General features: G+C 72.1%; 12 protein-coding genes. 2 read left to right on the top strand and 10 right to left on the bottom strand.

Features of this window, described 5'->3' with window-relative positions:
* Positions 1 to 113 precede the first annotated feature (113 nt).
* The 3 genes from VF557_09385 to VF557_09395 form a co-directional block, all read right to left on the bottom strand.
* Positions 114 to 3,491: an Rne/Rng family ribonuclease gene (locus tag VF557_09385; GenBank protein ID HEX8080410.1), complete on the bottom strand. Its 3,378-nt coding sequence runs from the start codon at positions 3,489 to 3,491 to the stop codon at positions 114 to 116.
* Positions 3,492 to 3,701: 210 nt separating this feature from the next.
* Complete coding sequence (locus VF557_09390; GenBank protein ID HEX8080411.1) at positions 3,702 to 4,472, bottom strand: TIGR03936 family radical SAM-associated protein; 771 nt, start codon at positions 4,470 to 4,472, stop codon at positions 3,702 to 3,704.
* A gap of 8 nt (positions 4,473 to 4,480) precedes the next feature.
* A complete protein-coding gene (locus VF557_09395) occupies positions 4,481 to 6,493 on the bottom strand; it encodes a TIGR03960 family B12-binding radical SAM protein (GenBank protein HEX8080412.1) in 2,013 nt (670 codons plus the stop codon).
* A gap of 54 nt (positions 6,494 to 6,547) precedes the next feature.
* Here VF557_09395 and VF557_09400 point away from each other — a divergent pair, with 54 nt between their 5' ends.
* The gene (locus VF557_09400) at positions 6,548 to 7,591 is read left to right on the top strand and encodes a hypothetical protein (GenBank protein HEX8080413.1); all 1,044 of its coding nucleotides are present in this window, start codon (positions 6,548 to 6,550) and stop codon (positions 7,589 to 7,591) included.
* Between the two features lie 79 nt (positions 7,592 to 7,670).
* On the opposite strand, the gene VF557_09405 is transcribed toward VF557_09400, so the two are convergent.
* Positions 7,671 to 8,219 (bottom strand): CGNR zinc finger domain-containing protein, encoded by a 549-nt coding sequence (locus VF557_09405; protein ID HEX8080414.1) that lies wholly within the window; start codon positions 8,217 to 8,219, stop codon positions 7,671 to 7,673.
* Between the two features lie 145 nt (positions 8,220 to 8,364).
* Between VF557_09405 and VF557_09410 the strand changes: the two genes are divergently transcribed.
* The gene (locus VF557_09410) at positions 8,365 to 9,435 is read left to right on the top strand and encodes an EamA family transporter (GenBank protein HEX8080415.1); all 1,071 of its coding nucleotides are present in this window, start codon (positions 8,365 to 8,367) and stop codon (positions 9,433 to 9,435) included.
* A gap of 10 nt (positions 9,436 to 9,445) precedes the next feature.
* Here VF557_09410 and VF557_09415 read toward each other — a convergent pair whose 3' ends face one another.
* The 6 genes from VF557_09415 to mreC all read right to left on the bottom strand — a co-directional run bounded on the left by VF557_09415 (position 9,446) and on the right by mreC (position 17,310).
* Positions 9,446 to 10,819, bottom strand: a complete 1,374-nt coding sequence (locus VF557_09415) for a DUF1501 domain-containing protein (GenBank protein HEX8080416.1) — start codon at positions 10,817 to 10,819, stop codon at positions 9,446 to 9,448.
* Between the two features lie 65 nt (positions 10,820 to 10,884).
* On the bottom strand, positions 10,885 to 12,369 hold the full coding sequence (locus tag VF557_09420; GenBank protein HEX8080417.1) for a DUF1800 domain-containing protein: 1,485 nt from the start codon (positions 12,367 to 12,369) through the stop codon (positions 10,885 to 10,887).
* A gap of 85 nt (positions 12,370 to 12,454) precedes the next feature.
* Positions 12,455 to 13,621, bottom strand: coding sequence for an FtsW/RodA/SpoVE family cell cycle protein (locus VF557_09425; protein HEX8080418.1), 1,167 nt, complete (start codon positions 13,619 to 13,621; stop codon positions 12,455 to 12,457).
* Positions 13,618 to 15,924 (bottom strand): penicillin-binding transpeptidase domain-containing protein, encoded by a 2,307-nt coding sequence (locus VF557_09430; GenBank protein ID HEX8080419.1) that lies wholly within the window; start codon positions 15,922 to 15,924, stop codon positions 13,618 to 13,620. Before VF557_09430 ends, VF557_09425 begins: the two co-directional genes overlap by 4 nt.
* A complete protein-coding gene (locus VF557_09435) occupies positions 15,911 to 16,459 on the bottom strand; it encodes a hypothetical protein (GenBank protein HEX8080420.1) in 549 nt (182 codons plus the stop codon). The genes VF557_09430 and VF557_09435 overlap by 14 nt, the downstream gene beginning before the upstream one ends.
* Positions 16,456 to 17,310 carry a rod shape-determining protein MreC gene (gene mreC, locus VF557_09440; GenBank protein ID HEX8080421.1) on the bottom strand — a complete coding sequence of 285 codons (855 nt, stop codon included), beginning with the start codon at positions 17,308 to 17,310 and terminating at the stop codon, positions 16,456 to 16,458. Before mreC ends, VF557_09435 begins: the two co-directional genes overlap by 4 nt.
* Positions 17,311 to 17,317 lie beyond the last annotated feature (7 nt).

Genomic DNA, 17,317 nt, shown 5'->3' on the forward strand with positions numbered 1-17,317 from the left:
CGAAGATCTTGGGTGTACCCGCCTCATCGGCGGCGTCACATCAGAACGGCCCACCGCCATGCTGTGGGCCGTAGTACAGATTACGCCTACGGCGGCCCCACAGGCAAAAGCGGCTACCCCTCGCTGACGCTGACCGGCACCGGCGGGCCGGCGGGCCGGCTCGCCGCCCGCCGTCGACGCGGGCGCGCCGGCAGTGCGGTGTCGGGCTGCTCGGTGTCAGACCGCGTGCTGTCGGACTGCGGGTGGGCCTGCGCGGTGTCCGCTCGCCCGGCACCGCGTTGAGCGGTCTCACGCTCGGCGACGCCTGACTGAACGGTGCCCGGCTGCGCGGTGCCGGGCTGAACGGTGCTCGATTCCGCGATGCCCGGCTGCGCGGTGCCCGACTCCGGGGTGCCCGGCTGCGCGGTGCCCGACTCCATCGCGCCGGCCTGCCCGGTGTCACGCTCGGCGGTGGCCCGCTCGACGGTGGCCCGTCCGCGCGTCGCCCGCCGCCGAGTGGGCGCGGCCGCTGCCGGCTCGGCCGCTATCGCCGGCTCAGCTGCCGCCGGCTCGGTCACCGCCGCCGGCTCGGTCACCGGTTCGGCGTCGACGGACCGGGAGCCGGCCGCGTCGTCGTGGTGATTGGTCGCCGCCGCGATCGCGGCCACCGCGCTGGCCGCCGCTCGGCGCTTCTCGGCCTCGGCGGCGATCTCGGCAGGATCGAGCTGCGGGATCGCCGGTTGCTCGGCCTTGGCCTTGCGGGTGCGCCGGCCGCGGCTGGGCCGGTCATCCTCGGAGGCGGACCCGGCCGTCGCCGAGCCCGCGCCGTTGGAGCCGGACTTGCGCTCCACAGCGTCCATGTGCACGACCACGCCCCGGCCGTTGCACACCGAACAGGGCTCGCTGAAGGCCTCGAGCAGCCCCTCGCCGACCCGCTTGCGGGTCATCTGAACCAGGCCGAGCGAGGTCACCTCGGCGACCTGGTGCTTGGTGCGGTCCCGGCCCAGGCACTCGGTCAGCCGGCGCAACACCAGGTCGCGGTTGCTCTCCAGGACCATGTCGATGAAGTCGATCACCACGATGCCGCCGATGTCACGCAGCCGGAGCTGCCGGACGATCTCTTCGGCCGCTTCGAGGTTGTTGCGGGTGACGGTCTGCTCGAGGTTGCCGCCGGAACCGGTGTACTTGCCGGTGTTGACGTCGACCACGGTCATCGCCTCGGTGCGGTCGATCACCAGCGAGCCGCCCGAGGGCAGCCACACCTTGCGGTCCAGCGCCTTGGCCAGCTGCTCGTCCACCCGCAGCTCACGGAACAGGTCGGCCTCGCCGGTGTGCGGGGAGATCCGGTCGGCCAGGTCCGGGGCGATGTCGCGGACGTAGTCGCTGATGGTGCGGTGGATCTCAGAACCGGCGACCACCAGCTTCTTGAAGTCGTCGTTGAAGATGTCGCGGACCACCCGGATCGCCAGGTCGGGCTCGCCGTGCAGCATGGACGGGCCCTCCGAGGACTGCCGGGCCTTGCTCGACTTGGCGCTGATCGACTCCCACTCGGACTTCAGCCGCTCGACGTCACTGATCAGGTCCTGCTCGGACGCGCCCTCTGCCGCGGTGCGGACGATCACGCCGGCCTCGTCGGGAACCACCTTCTTCAGAATCGACTTGAGCCGGCTGCGCTCGACGTCGGGCAGCTTGCGGCTGATGCCGGTCATGCCGCCGCCGGGGACGTAGACCACGAACCGCCCGGGTAGCGAGATCTGGCTGGTCAGCCGGGCGCCCTTGTGGCCGATCGGGTCCTTGGTCACCTGCACCAGCACCATGTCACCGGCGTTGAGCGCGTTCTCGATGGACCGGGACTTGCCCTCCAGCCCGGCCACGTCCCAGTTGACCTCGCCGGCGTACAGCACGCCGTTGCGGCCGCGGCCGATGTCGACGAAGGCGGCCTCCATTGACGGCAACACGTTCTGGACCCGGCCGAGGTAGACGTTGCCGACCGCGCTGCTGGCGCTGGCCCGGGTCACGTAGTGCTCCACCAGGATGTCGTCCTCGAGGACGGCGATCTGGGTCCGGTCACCGGTCTGGCGCACCGCCATCACTCGGTCCACCGATTCGCGGCGGGCCAGGAATTCGGCCTCGGTCAGGATCGGCGCGCGACGCCGGCCGGTGTCGCGGTTGTCGCGGCGGCGCTGGCGCTTGGCCTCCAGCCGGGTCGAGCCCTTGACGCCACGGACGCCGTCGTCATCGGCTGCGCTCCCCCGGCTCTCGCGCCCGGTGGAACGGCTGTCGCGGACGTGCACCACGGTGTTGGGCGGGTCGTCCTCGGACAGCACGGCCTCCGCGCCGTCCGCACCGCTGGAACGCCGCCGCCGGCGCCGGCGGCGGGCGCTGGCCGACAGGGCTGCCTCGGCGACCTCGTCGGCGTGGTCCTCGCCAGGCTCGTCGTCGTCCTCGAGTTCGGCGACGGCTGGGTCGGCGTCGGCGTCGCCGGCCTCGGATGCGCCATCGGTCCTGCTGCCTCGTCCGCGCCGGCCACGGCGGCGACGGCGGCGGGAGCCATCGGCTGCCTCGTCATCAGCCTCGGGCTCGCCGGCGCCGAGCTCATCGACATCAACGTCTTCGGGTTCGAGATCGGCGTCGACGTCGGAGAACTCCGGCACCTCCTCGAGCAGCTCGGCCGACTCGGGGTCCAGCTCGGCCACGACCTGCGGCTCCACCTGGGCGCGCTTGCCGCCGCGTCGACGGCGGGTCGGCGCCGCCTCGGTAGGCGGCTGGAACAGCACGGCCGGGGCAGCCAGGGTCGGCGCCGCCGGAAGTGCCTCCAAAGCCCGACCGCTGGCTGTCGTGTCGGCTACTGCCTGCTCGGCTGCGGCCTGCTCGGCGGCCGTCTGCTCGGCGGCCGCCTGCTCTGCGGCCGCCTTGGCAGCGGCAGCCTTGCTGACCCGCTTGCGGGGGGTTCTCTTGGCCGGCCCGGCGGCCGGCTCGGGTGCTGCTGACTCGGCTACCGCCGGCATCGAGCCCGCGGTCGGGCTGTCGGACGCGGTCCCGCCGTCAGGCGCGGTCCCGCCGTCAGGCGCGGTCCCGCCGTCGGACGCGGCTTTCTCGGACGCGGCTTTCTCGGACGCGGCCCCGCCGTCAGGCGCAGCCGCGCCGGCTCGGCCGGTGGCTTTCTTGGCCGGCGCCTTGCGGGTCCGGGTCGCCTTCTTCGGCGTCGCCGCCTCGGTTGCCTCGACCGGCGTCGCCGCCGCTACCGGCGGCGCGGCAGCGGGCAAAGCGCTGACCGCTGGCTCAGCCGTCGCCAGTGGCTCGGCGCCGGAGTCCGGGACAGCGCCCGACTCGGCGCTCGGAACGGTCGGCTCGGCCGGGGCCGACTTCTTGGCGGCAGTCTTGCGGGGGGCGCGCTTGGCCAGGGTCTTGGACGCCGCGGCCTTGCGTGCGGCCTTCTTGGCCACGGCGCCCACCGGTTCAGCGGCGCGGCCGTCAGTGGATTCGTCGGTGGGTTCGGTGTTGTCGAGCATTGCTCGGGTGCTCCTGTCTCACCCCCGGGGCCGAGAAGAACGGCTGTCGCCGTACTCGGCCGCACAGGGGCGGTATGGCGTTCCACCCGCAAGCAGAACGCAAAGTCTCTTCCCACCCGTCCGCGGGAGCGAACGAGTGGTTCGTGCCATCCCTGCCCACAGGTGCGGGCAGAACGTCGTCCAACCCGTCAGCAGTTCGCTGACGGCCTTTCAGTGCTCGATAGCTGCTCGGCTGACCGACAGCTCGGTGCTGCACAACGGGTCCGTCACCAGTCCCGCGTCATCGACCGGTCCCTGCGCCAGCCGGGTGGCCCTGGGGGGCTGCGACGGGGCGAAACCGGCGACGGCCCGCAGAGCGGTGAGCACATCGTCGGGCCGAACCGTCGGGGTGACCTGACGGACGACCACCCTCAGTATCGCACGGGTGTCATTTCCGGCTTCCGCCGACACCTCGGCGGCCACGATCGGCGCGCGGGCGTCCAGGCTGCGCACGCCGTCCTTGGTCAGCCGATCCACCGGCATCGACTCGGTCGCCAGCAGGGCCGCGACCGCGGCGGCGGCCACCGCGGGGTCAGCCGTCAGCTCCAACTGCCAGACCGAGGCCTGCATGTGCTCGGCCAGCGAGCCCGGCCGGCAGTCCTCGACGTCGACCGCTCGCAGGATGTCCAGGCCCTCGGGCAGCACGGCGTCCAGCGCGGCCCGGACGTCCTCGGGCTCACAGCGCCGGGCCAGCGCGATCTCCAGGTACTCCGCCTCGGACCCCACGCCGGTCGGAGCGGCTCCGACATAGCTGATCTTGGGATGCGGGTGGAAGCCCGCCGAGTAGGCCATCGGGACCTCGGCCCGCCGCAGCGAGCGCTCGAAGGCGCGGGCGAAGTCGCGGTGTGAGCAGAATCTCAGCCGTCCCCGCTTGGCGTACTGCAGCCGGATTCGCTGCACCGGCGCGACGTGGGCCGGGCCTTCGGGTTGCCTGCGCGCCATCGACAGCCTCAGCCCCTGGCCGGCGAGGGGTCGACCACCGGCGGAACCGGCTCCGCCGACCGGGCCAGCAGCGGCGGCTTGGCGACCAGCGGCAGCAGCGTCTTGCCGGTCGGCCCGATCTGGATGTCGGTGCCCATCGTCGGGCAGACCCCGCAGTCAAAGCACGGCGTCCACCGGCAGTCGTCCTGCTCGTAGCCGGTCAGGGCGTCCTGCCAGTCATCCCACAGCCACTGCTTGTCCAGGCCGGAGTCCAGGTGGTCCCAGGGCAGCACCTCGTCGGCGAACCGCTCGCGGGTGGTGAAGAAGTCGATCGAGACGCCGGCCGGGGCCAGCGCCGCCTCGGCCGCGGCGATCCACCGGGCGTAGGAGAAGTGCTCGCTCCAGCCGTCGAAGCGGGCCCCGTCGCGCCAGGCCTGCTCGATGACCGCGCCGACCCGGCGATCGCCGCGCGAGAGCAGTCCCTCGATCAGCGAGGGCTGGCCGTCGTGATAGCGCATGCCGATGTTGCGGCCCAGCGAGCGGTCGGAGTTGATCGCGGCGCGCAGCTTGCGCAGCCGCTCGTCGACCACCTCGGGCGCGGCCTGCGCGGCCCACTGGAACGGGGTGTGCGGCTTGGGCACGAAGCCGCCGATCGAGACGGTGGCCTTGATGTCGCGCGAGCCGGTGGCCTGCCGGCCGGCCCGGATGACGTCCTGGGCCATGGTGGCGATCTCCAGGACGTCCTCGTCGGTCTCGGTGGGCAACCCGCACATGAAGTAGAGCTTCACCTGACGCCAGCCCTGGGAGTAGGCAGCCGTGACGGTGTTGATCAGGTCGGCGTGGCTGACCATCTTGTTGATCACCCGGCGCAGCCGCTCGGAGCCGCCTTCGGGTGCGAAGGTCAGCCCGGAACGCCGGCCGTTTCGGGAGAACTCGTTGGCCAGGTCGATGTTGAAGGCGTCGACCCGGGTGGAGGGCAGCGACAGCGAGACCCTGGAATCGGCGTAGCGATCGGCCAGTTGCTTGGCCAGCGGCCCGATCTCGGAATGGTCGGCGCTGGACAGCGACAGCAGGCCGACCTCTTCGAAGCCGGTGGCGTTCAGGCCGGCCTCGACCATCTGGCCGATCCCCTCCACCGAGCGCTCGCGCACCGGACGGGTGATCATGCCCGCCTGGCAGAACCGGCAGCCGCGGGTGCAGCCGCGGAAGATCTCCACCGACATCCGCTCGTGCACCGACTCGGCCATCGGCACCAGCGGCGTCTTGGGGTAGGGCCAGGCGTCCAGGTCCATCACGGTGTGCTTGCTCACCCGGTCCGGAACCCGGTCGCGGTTGGGCCGCACCCAGGCCAGCTGGCCGGCGCTCGGGCCGGCGTCGGCGCCGAAGTAACCGACGTCGTAGAAGCGCGGGACGTACACCCCGCCGGTCTCGGCCAGCCGGGTCAGCAGCTCGTCGCGCCCGCCCGGTGAGCCCTCGGCCTTGAAGGCCGCGATCACGTCGGTGATGGCGCCGACCACCTGCTCGCCGTCACCGAGCACCGCCGCGTCGACGAACCGCGCGATCGGCTCGGGATTGAACGCGGCGTGCCCGCCGGCCAGCACGATGGGATGGCTGTCGTCGCGGTCGGCGGCATGCAGCGGGATGCCGGCCAGCTCCAGGGCAGTGAGCATGTTGGTGTAGCCGAGTTCGGTGGAGAACGAGATGCCCAGCACGTCGAAGGCGCCCACCGGGCGGTGCCCGTCGACGGTGAACTGGGGCAGGCCGTGCTCGCGCAGCAGCTTCTCCAGGTCGGGCCAGACCGCGTAGGTCCGCTCGGCGAGGGCGTCGGCCCGCTCGTTGAGCACCTCGTAGAGGATCTGCACGCCCTGGTTGGGAAGCCCCACCTCGTAGGCGTCGGGGTACATCAGGGCCCACCGGACGCTGGCGGAGTCCCAGTCCTTGGTGCGGGCGTTCAGCTCGCCGCCGACGTACTGGATCGGCTTGCTCACCTGGGTCAGCAGGGGCTCGAGCCGGGGGAAGAGGTTCTCGGGACTGTTACTCACGAATTTTCATGATACGGGCCGGCCGGCCTGCTCGAACCCGACATACTGGCGGACATGCGACCAGCCGCCGCTGTGCGACCACGATCGCGGGTGACGGTCTGCGTCCTCGCGCTGGCTGTCATGGCCGGCTTCGCGGCATCCGGCAGCGCCGAGACGGTGACCGGCGGCAGCGGTGTCCGGCTGGCGGGAGTTCGCACGCAGTACCCGGTGGACCGGCCGGTGCTGGTCCGGCCCGGCCGGTTGCCGTTGACGCGCCCGCGTCCGACCGGCTCGGCCAGCATCGCCGGCTGCCCGCTGTTCCCGCCGGACAACCCGTGGCGGCGCGTCATCTCCAGCGCTCCGCTGCACCCGCGCTCGGCGGCCTGGGTCGCCAATATCGGCAGCAGCCGGTTCCTGCACCCGGATTTCGGCTCGGACCCGTCCTACGGCATTCCGTACAGCGTGGTGCCGGCCAGCCAGCCGAAGGTGCCCATCAGCTTCACGGCCTACGGCGACGAGAGCGATCCGGGGCCGTACCCGATCCCGCCCGGCGCCCGGATCGAAGCGGGCGGGGACGCGCACGTGCTGGTCGCCTCCGCCGACTGCCATCTCTACGAGCTCTACGGGGCGGCCCGCAGCGGCAGCGGCTGGACCGCCCAGTCCGGCGCGGTCTTCGACCTGCGGTCCAACGCCCTGCGGCCGGCCGGCTGGACCTCGGCCGACGCGGCCGGCCTGCCGATCCTGCCGGGCCTGGTCCGGCGGGACGAGGTGCTGGCCGGGCGCATCGATCACGCCCTGCGTTTCACCATCTCCACGACCCAGCGGGGCTACATCAGCCCGGCCACCCACCAGGCCGGCTCGACCAGCGATCCGAACTTCGCCCCGATGGGCGCCCGGTTCCGCTTGAAGGCCTCCTTCGACATCAGCCGCTACTCCGGCGCGGCCCGGGTCATCCTGCAATGCCTCAAGACCTACGGCATGTTCGTGGCCGACAACGGCTCGAACTGGTTCATCTCCGGCGCCACCGACAGCGGCTGGGACGACCTGGATCTCCGGCAGCTCAAGCAGGTGCCGGGTTCGGCCTTCGAAGCGGTCGACACCGGCCCGGTGCGTTCCTGACCCCGTGCGTTCCTGACCCGGTGCGTTCCTGACCTAGCGTTCCTGACCCCGTGCGTTCCTGACCCGGTGCGTTCCTGACCTAGCCAGTGGCCGGTTCGGCGCGGCGGGCCCGGTAGGCGGCCACGTTGGCGCGATTGCCGCAGGCCGCGCCACAGAACCGACGGGAACGGTTCTTCGACAGGTCGACGTAGACGTCCTCGCAGTCATCGCCACCGCATACCCGCAGCCGGCCGAGCTCGTCGATCCGGATCACGTCGGCCATCGCCATGGCGGCCTCGACGGCCATCCGGTCTGCCAGCGGCGCATCTGGAGCGGTGGCATGCACGTGGTAGTCCCACTCGTCGTGCTTGACCAGTTGCGGCAGCGCATGGCGGTCCCGCAACACCTGGTTGACGATCTCGACCACGGTGTCCTTGTCGGCTGACCAGAACCGGGCCAGGGTCGGTCGCAGCTCCCGCACCGCGACGAGCTCCGCGGGGTCACCGGTGCGTGGTCCCGACCACTGGTGGGTGCGGACCAACTCCTCCAGCTCATCGATGGTGGTGAGCTGGTCCTCGCCATCCCGGCAGGTGTTCACCAATCCCGCCGCAGCCGCCAGCGCGCGCTCGGTGTCATGAGCTAAAAGCATGTTGACTCCTTACGGTTCCTCGGCTAGCGTTCAGGGAGGTAATGAGCATAGCCCAGATTGCTCATTACAGACCAGCCCTACCGGAAGGTCGGCGTGCGTTCGGCGCACCGTCGGCGACCCGGTCGACAACGAACGGACCGCTTTCATGCACACCGCAACCCAGCAACGCGCCGGCCTCGGCCTCGCGCTGCTGTCAGCCGCCGCCTTCGGCACCTCCGGCGCCTTCGCGACCGCGCTGATCGGCTCCGGCTGGTCGCCCGCGGCGGCGGTGACCGCGCGCCTGCTGGTCGCCGCGGCCGTGCTCACCATTCCTGCCCTGGTCATGCTCCGCGGCCAGTTCGGCGTGCTCGCACGGGAGGGGCGCAGCATCGTCGGTTACGGCGTGATGGCCATCGCGGGCGCCCAGCTGTGCTACTTCAACGCCGTCGCGCGGCTGTCGGTGGGGGTTGCCCTGCTGCTGGAGTACCTCGGCATCCTGCTGGTCGTCGGCTGGCTCTGGCTGCGGCACGGGCGCCGCCCGCGGCGGCTGACGGTAGCCGGCGGCATCGCCGCGATCCTCGGGCTGGCACTGGTGCTGGACGTGACCGGCAACCATCGCCTCGACCCGATCGGGGTGCTGTGGGGGCTCGGCGCGGCGGTCGGGCTGGCGGTCTACTTCGTGGTGTCCTCGCAGGCCGACACCGAGTTGCGGCCGATCGTGATGGCCTGGGCCGGCATGGCGGTCGGCAGCCTCTGCCTGCTGGCTGTCGGAGTCCTCGGCGTGTTGCCGATCCACGCCAACACCCGGGACGTGCAGTTCCTGCATCACCGGACGAGCTGGCTGGTGCCCGTCCTCGGGATCTCCCTGGTGGCGGCGGTCTTCGCCTACGCCGCCGGCATCACCGCCGCTCGCGCGCTCGGCGCGAAGCTCGCCTCCTTCCTCGGCTTGAGTGAGGTGCTGTTCGCGGTGTTGTTCGCCTGGCTGCTGCTCGGCCAGTTGCCCGGCCCGTGGCAAATCGTCGGCGGCGCGTTCATCGTCGGCGGGGTCGCCCTGGTGCAGTGGGACGAGTTGCGCCCAACCGGGTCGCGTCCCACCGACTTGCACGCAGCCGAATCGAGCGCGACCGAATCGAGCGCGACCGCCGGCTCGAGCGCGACCGCCGGCTCGAGCGCCACCGCCGGGTCGGAGGCCGGTCTGAGCCGACCGCTGGTCGCCGCCGAGCCGGATCGCGGCTAGCGGGGCTGCTTCAGCCGGTCTTGGCCAGGTTCAGCGGCGCGAACTGGTGGCCGGGGAACAGCCCGGTCACCGACCCGACGCCGAGCCGCTTCTGAGCCACCTCACCGAGCACGTCGAAGGCGTCGTTGAGAGCCGGGACGTCACCGGAGTCCAGGGCCGCGGCGGTCAACGGCGTCCACTTGCCGTGCACCGCGGCGCCGGTCAGGCCGCCGCCGAGCAGCCACATCACGCTGCCGTGGCCGTGGTCGGTGCCGCCGTTGGCGTTCATCTGCACCCGCCGACCGAACTCGGTCATCACCACCACCGTCACCCGGCTGCGGCGGGCAGGACCGAGGTCGGTGAGAAAGGCCGCCAGCGAGTTGGCCGCCGAGGTGAGATGGCGGTCGAGCTGGTTGACCTCGTCGGTGTGGGTGTCCCAGCCGCCGACGTCGACCGTGGCGACCTGCATGCCCACTTCGGCGCGCAGCAGGGTGGCCAGGTCGGCCAGGGCCTTGGAGAAGTTTCCGCTGGGATAGACCGCCCCGTTCTGCGCGCCGGCCTTGGCACGCGCGGTGGCGGCGGTTCCCAGCGCCGCCAGGGTGGTGGGGACGTCCTCGCCCAGCGGGCCGGGCAGGCCCCGGTACAAGGTCCGGATGGCCGCCTCGCTCTGCGGCGCGACGCCGCTCCAGCCCGGGAAGCTGAAGTTCTTCAGCGAGCTCATCACCAGCTTGCGCTGGTTGCCGGTCAGCGCGGACGGCAGTGCCGAGCCCTGGGTGACCGCTCGGAAGGTGGTGCCGGGGCCCAGTTGCTGCAACGCCCGGTCCAGCCAGCCGGTGGTCGCGGTGTCCGAGCCCCGCTCCAGGCACTGCTGGGCCTGGAAGTGGCTGCGGGTGATGCCGGTGGTCGACACGGCCGGCACGAAGGCCAGCTCGCCGGAGTTCCAGAACGGCAGCAGCGGGTTGAGGGCCGCGTTCAGCGCCCAGCCGGGGGTGCCCGCCAGCGGGGACATGCTCGCCGCGGCCGGCACCAGGTTGCCGCGCACCGTGCGCAGGTAGTCCACCCCGAGTTCGGACGAGGCCGGGACCAGGATTCGCAGGCCGTCGGCGGCGCCGCGCAGGAAGATCGTCACCAGGGTGTTTCCGTTGCTGAGCCCGGACGCGGCGTAGGCGGCCTTGGTGGTCACCAGCTGGCTGCCCAGGGCGGCGACCCCGACCATGCCGGCGCCGGCCAGGAAGGTGCGCCGGGTGAAGCCGCGTTGCCAGCCGGCGTCCTGGGCGGCCAGGTCGGCGCTGACCTGCTCGGCCTTGCGCACCAGCAGCTGCTGGGCGTCGGCTTGCTGCGCGCCGGCTTGCTGGACGCCGGGTGGCGTGGCTTGCTGGGCGCCGGGTGGCGTGGCCTCGGTCATGACGTCCCTCTCGGGGGTGGAAGGTCTGGCATCGGAACTGCTGTCGGGTCGGGCGGCGCTCGCGCTCATCGCAGTGCGTGCTGCGGCGCGTCGAGGATCAGCGGGATCAGGTGCGTCAGGTGCCAGCGCAACCGGGAGTCCGCGATCGGGGTGCTGGCCGGCTCGTCCAGAAAGGTCTGCAGCGCCTGCACGTGGGCGGCCGGGAACCGGCTGCCGGTGAGCCGCCCGCAGAGCTGGGTGATCGCCTCGCCGCTGGTCCGGGGCTTGACCGAGCCGTACAGCGAGGCCGGGTCCAGGTCGGCGAACCCGTCGTACCAGTTCTGGGCCAGGCCGCGGTGATAGGACCACAGGTTCAGCAGCGATCCGGACGAGCGCCAGGCGCTGGCCACGTCCGGGTAGCCGTTGGGCGCCGCCCAGTCCAGCGGCACCTGGCCGACCGAGGAGCTCATCCAGTGCAGGCTGGGCAGCGACTTGCTCAGGTCGCCGGGGCCGACGCCGAGGGCGCGGACGGTGGCGATCAGGTTCTCGGCCGGCCGGCGCACCTTCGCGCCGCGGCTGCCCCAGAACTCGGTCGAGCGCAGGATGGCGGCCAGCATCGGCGCGATCTGGGTGCCGGTCCGCAGGTAGATCCGGGCCAGCTCGGCGACCAGGGTAGGCGACGGGTTGTCCGAGACGTAGTGGACGCACATCTTGTGGGCCAGCCGCTGGGCGGTCGCCGGGTGGTAGGCCAGGTAGCGCAGGAACGCCTCGCCGGCCGCCTCGCCGCCGGCCGCCGAGTCGTTGGGATGGCTGAATCCCATCACCTTGATCGGGCCGACCCAGTGCCGCTCGGGCTTGTAGAGGTAGTTGTAGTCGGAGTCCACCGACCGGCCGGTCAGGATCCGGGCCGAGTTCTTCACATCCTCCTCGGTGTAACCGGCGCCGATGCCCACGGTGTGCAGCTCCAGCAGCTCGCGGCCGTAGTTCTCGTTGACCGCGTTCTTGGTGGAGGAGGCCAGGCTGAGGTACTTCAGCATCGCCGGGTTGCGCGCCGAGGCCAGCAGCATGCTGGCGTAGCTGCCCAGGGCATGCCTGCGGATCACGTCGCGGTCCATGGTCTGCCGGCTGCTCCAGACGCCGTCACTGTGGTTGGCGACGTTGAGGTGGTTGGCGAAGAAGTCGACAGAGGTCTCATACACCTGGCCCCGGCTCCACGCCTGCAGGCCGAGGGTCACCCGGGTCAGCTGGTCCATCGCCTCCCAGCCGTACTCGTTGCCGTTGGCCTTGAGCCAGGCCCGCACCTCGGCGGGGCTCTTGGACAGCAGCGGGCCCTGGGCGGCGACGCCGGCATGCCCGGCATAGCCGGCCCCGGGACCCCGGCTGAAGGCCACCTGGTTCTGCCACCAGCCGTCCAGGCCGTAGCGGACCAGGTCCGCCCGGGTCTTGCTCTCGATGCCGAAACCGAAGCGCGACATCAGCAGGGACGCCGGATCCCACACCATCGGCGCACGGCTGGTGCGGGGGGTGTTCCGCAGCGCGGCCGCGATGCTCGGCCAGAAGGTGGTAGCCACCGGGTCGTCTCACTCTCCGTAACAGCAATCTTACAGAGAGTGAATCATGTGAAGCCCGGGTGAGATGGTTAAATACGAAAAGACGTCAGGACGCCGTTCTGCGGTGGATTGCCTGCAGCAGTCCCAGGGCCAGGGCCTGGGCGAACATCGACGATCCCCCGTAGGAGACGAACGGCAGCGGCAGCCCGGTCACCGGGGTGAGCCGAAGGTTCATCCCGATGTTCTGAAACGCCTGGAAGCCCAGCCAGCAGACGATTCCCACGGCCACCAGCCGCGAGCTGCCGACCGAGGCGAACGCGATCCGCATTCCGCGCCAGAGCAGCACGGCGAACAGCCCGATGATCAGCGCCGAGCCGGCGAAGCCCAGCTCCTCGCCGGCCACCGAGTAGATGAAGTCGGTGTGCTGCTCGGGCACGAAGGCGCCGCGGGTCTGCGCGCCGTGGAACAACCCCTGGCCGAACAGGCCGCCGTGCGCGATCGCGATGTCGGCCTGGTTGATGTTGTAGGCCACCCCCTGGGGGTCCCGGCTGGGGTTGGTGAAGGCGGCGAACCTGTCCAGCTGGTAGTCATCGAGCATGCCGGTCCGCAGGGCCAGCACCGCCGCCAGCACTCCGACGGCCAGCAGCCCACCCAGCCAGCGGAGCCGGACACCGGCCGCCACCAGCACCCCGAAGCCGGCCGCCACCAGCACCAGGGCCGAGCCGAGGTCCGGCTGCAGCATGATCAGGCCCAGTGGCAGGGCCAGCAGTGCCAGTCCCAGCACCAGCTCGCGGACGCCGGGCGGGGTGCCGGGCGGCCGCCGGGCGCCATGCTGGCCGAACAGCACGGCCAGCGCCGCGATCACGCCCAGCTTGGCGAACTCGGCCGGCTGCACCTCGAAGCCGCCACCCAGCACGATCCAGGCATGGGCGCCGTTGATGGTCGAGCCGATCACGAACACCGCGAGCAAGCCGAGGATGCTGGCCAGGTAGAGCAGCGGGCCGATCAACCGCAGCACCCGGGAGTCCACCCGCGCCGCGCAGACCAGCAGCACCGTGGCCAGGGCGGTGTTGAGCAGGTGCTTGGCCAGGTAGGTCTGCGGATTGGCGCCAGCCTGCTGCAACCGGGTGCGGGTGGCCGACCAGACCAGCAACGCCCCGATCAGGCACAGCAGCAGGGCGGCGGCCAGCAGCACGAAGTCATAGGAACGCAGCCGGCGCGAGTCGGCCATCGCCCGAAGCGGCCACCTGGCCGGCACCGTCAGCCCGGTCATCGGCCGTCCGTCCGGCGGGCCGAAGCGGTGGTCGAGCTGCTCGGCGTGGGCAGCACCCGGGGCACCGCCGAGCTGCTCGGCGTGCCCGTCGGCCGGGCCGGCGAGCTGCTGGCCGGGGCGCTGCTAGCCGGGGCGCTGCTAGCCGGCGAGCCGCTGGCCGGGGCGCTGCTGGCCGGGGCGCTGCTGGTGACCACCGGCAGGCCCGGCACCGAGCGTGCCACCGGCGTCCGGACGGTCACCTTCGGCAGCTTGCCGGCCGGCGCCCCACCGGGCAGCACCGGCGGGGCGTACGCGCCGAGCAGTCCCTCATAGACCTGGCGGACCATCGGCCCTGCCGCCGAGGAGCCGGTGCCGGACTGCTCGACCATGCCGACCACCACGAACCTGGCGTCACTGGACGGGGCGCCGGGCTGCATCGGGCCCCAGGACGCCATCCACGAGGTGTCCTGCTTGCCGTACACCTCGGCGGTGCCGGTCTTGGCCCCGATCAGGGTCTTGATCGGGGAGCCGTCGAAGGCGATCGCGCCGGAGACCGAGTGGCTGTCCTCGAAGTGCAGCGAGTCGGCGATGAAGCCCAGCACCTGCTTGTCGACCGGCACCTTGCGGATCACCTTGGGGGTGATCGTGCGGACGGTCCGGCCGGCGGCGTCGACGACGCCCCAGCCCAGCGTCGGGGCGAACAGCTTGCCGCCGTTGAGCATTGCCGAGTACGCGGCCGCCAGCTGCAGCGGTGACATGGTGGTGTCGCCCTGGCCGATCGAGGTGTCGGCGTTGTTGCCGGCGAAGAACCGCCAGCCGTCGGTGCAGTTCTCCGAGGCGAGCTGGGTGAGGTAGGCCCGGTCAGTGGGGTTTGCCACGTCCGGATAACCCTTCTCGGCGGCGGCGCAGTAGTCGGCCTTGTTGGCCTTCCAGCTGGCCATCCGGCTGGCCCGGCTGCCGAGCGAGCCGCTGGCCTGCTCGTCGGCGGGCAGGTCGATGCCTGGTGAGTGCGCCACCCCGAACGCCCGGGCCATCGCCTGCAGCTGCTCCAGCGGCTTCTCGCCCCGTTCGACCCGGGCCTGGTCGGCCTGCCACTCGGCGACCGCCGGGGCGTAGAAGAAGGTGTCGCAGGAGACCTGCAGCGCGTACTTGAGGTTGATCGTGCCGTAGACGCGGGACTCGAAGTTGGTCTTGGTGCGCCCGTCGACCTCCATCGAGCCCGGACACGGGTAGGCGCCGTCCAGGGTGGTCGCGCCGGTGCTGACGTTGTCGGCGGCGCTGATCAGCTTGAACGTCGAGCCGGGCGCGTAGGCCCCGGCGATGGCCCGGCCGACCAGCGGGTCACCGGCCGTCGGGGCGGTCAGCTTGGCGTAGTCGGTGACCGAGATCCCGCCGACGAACGCGGCGGGGTCATAGGTCGGGTAGCTGGCGGCGGCGATCACCCGGCCGGTGTGCGGATCCATCACCACCAGCGCCCCCGAGGGGGCCGGCTTGCCCTTGGCGCGCGAAGCCGCGATCTGGGCGGCCAGTGACCGCTCGGCCAGCGCCTGCACGTCGGCGTCCAGGCTGGTCACCAGGGTGTTGCCGGGCCGGGCCGGGATCGTGGCGTCCTGGCCGACCGCCTCGCCGCGCGGGTCGAGCTGCACCCGCTGCTCGCCGTTGACGCCGCGCAGCACGGAGTCATAGGACTCCTCCAGCCCGCTGCGCCCGATCGTGTCGGCATCGACCAGCGCCTTGTTGGCTTTCTGGTCCGCCGGCCCGACCGCGCCGGTGTAGCCGAGCAGGTGCGCGGCCAGGCTGCCGCCGGGATAGTGCAGCACGCTCTGGCTGCTGACCTTGACCCCGGGGAACAGCTCCGCGTGCTCGGTGACCGCCAGCAGCACCGAGGGATCCATCCCGGTCGCCACCGGCACCGGCTGGTACGGCTGGCCGGTCCAGCACGGCGCCGGAACCCGCACCCCGCACGGGGTGATCGCCCGGCGCAGGTTGGCGGCCGTGGTCGAGAGCACCGGGGCCAGCCGGGCCAGCACCGCCGCGCCGTTGTCGTCCTGCTGCTCCAGTGCCGAGCGATCCACCGTCAGCACCTGGGTGTTCTGGTTGCCGACCAGCACCCGGCCCCGGGAATCGAGGATCTCACCGCGCGGCGCCGGCACCACGATCGAGCCGAGATGGGTCAGCGCGGCCGACTGCAGGGGCTTGTCCTGGTCCAGCAGCTGGACGAAGGACAGCCGGGCCAGCAGGGTCAGCAGCAGCGAGGCGATCAGCAGCCGCAGCACCGACAACCGGGTGCGGTGCGAGCCCAGCCGCGGGTCAGCCGAGCGCATCGGCGTTGCCGATCAACCGGGCCGTCGGGCGGGGTGAGCGGATCCCCTGGGCCCGCAGCAGGTTTCGCACCAGCGGCACCACCAGCAGGCCCAGCAGCGCATCGGTCAGGCCGACCGGGATCAGGTAGGTCAGCGCCAGCACCGCGGTGGCCGCGTGCGAGCCGAGGATGGCCAGCACCAGCCCCAACACGCCGGAGGTGGCAGCGCCCAGCAGGGCCGCCAGCGCGGCCACCCCTCGGGTGCCATAGCCCCGCTGGGTGGCCAGGCCGCCCAGCATCCCGGCCGCCAACCCGGCCGCCAGCCAGCACAGCGCCTGGACGCCGGCCGGGTGGTCCGAGCCCAGGTCGGCCAGCAGGCCGGTGGCGAAGCCGAGCGCCATGCCGATGCCAGGGCCGGCGTAGATGCCGACCACGATCACCAGCAGCGCCGGCAGCGACACCGGCACCGGAAAGGTGAGCGGGCCGAGCAGGCTGGCCTGCAGCAGCAGCGCGGTGATCACTCCGGCGACCGCCGAGGCGATCCGCGAGCCGGTCACCGGTCGCTGCCCGGTTCCAGCGCCTGGCGCGCGAGGCCCCGAGGCGCCTGCAGGATGATGCCGACCAGGTCCAGGCCTGCCTGGCTGGCCGCCGGGCGCACCCGTGCCGACACCGCGCCGTCGGCGCCGGTGGTCACCGAGGTCACCACGCCCACCTCGACCCCGGCGGCGAAGGTGGTCTTGCCGGCCGGCCCGGTGACCAGCCGGTCCCCGACCCGGATGTCGGCCCGGTCGGCCAGCGCGCGAGCGCTCAGCGGGCCGCTGCCGGTTCCGGTGGCCAGCAGCAGCGCGCCGGAGCGGACGTCGCGCACGCCGACCGCCGACGTCGGGTCGGCCGCCAGCAGCACCACCGAGGTGGTGCTGTGCACCGACACCACCCGGCCGACCAGGCCCTGGCCGTCGGTCACCGTCTGGCCGGCCAGCACGTGCTCGCGGCTGCCCACGTCCACCGTGACGCTCCACTGGAAGCCGGCGCCGGGCCCGGTGGCGATCACCCGGGCCGGCATCAGCCGCCAGTCGGCGGTGTCGGCCTGCAGTTGCAGGGCCCGTAGCTGCCTGGCGGTGGCCGCGTCGGCCGCCGAGGCCGCCAGCTGGCGGCGCAGTTCGGCGTTGCGCTGCTTGAGCTGCGCTATCTCGCGCCGGTTGCCGCCGACGTTGGGCACGCCCTGGACGAAGCGCCGGACCGGGCCCAGCACCGTGTCGGTGCCCCGGTAGAGCGAGCCCAGCGCGCCGGTGGCGCCGCCCCGGGCGTTGCTCAACGAGCCGCCGGCGAAGTCGAAGCTGATGAAGAGCAGGGCGATCACCGCGAGCACCACGGCTGACAGTTGCTGGCGTCGGGTGAGCCTGCGCATGTCCTGT

The organism is Jatrophihabitans sp. (assembly GCA_036389035.1).
Lineage (GTDB): Bacteria > Actinomycetota > Actinomycetes > Mycobacteriales > Jatrophihabitantaceae > Jatrophihabitans_A.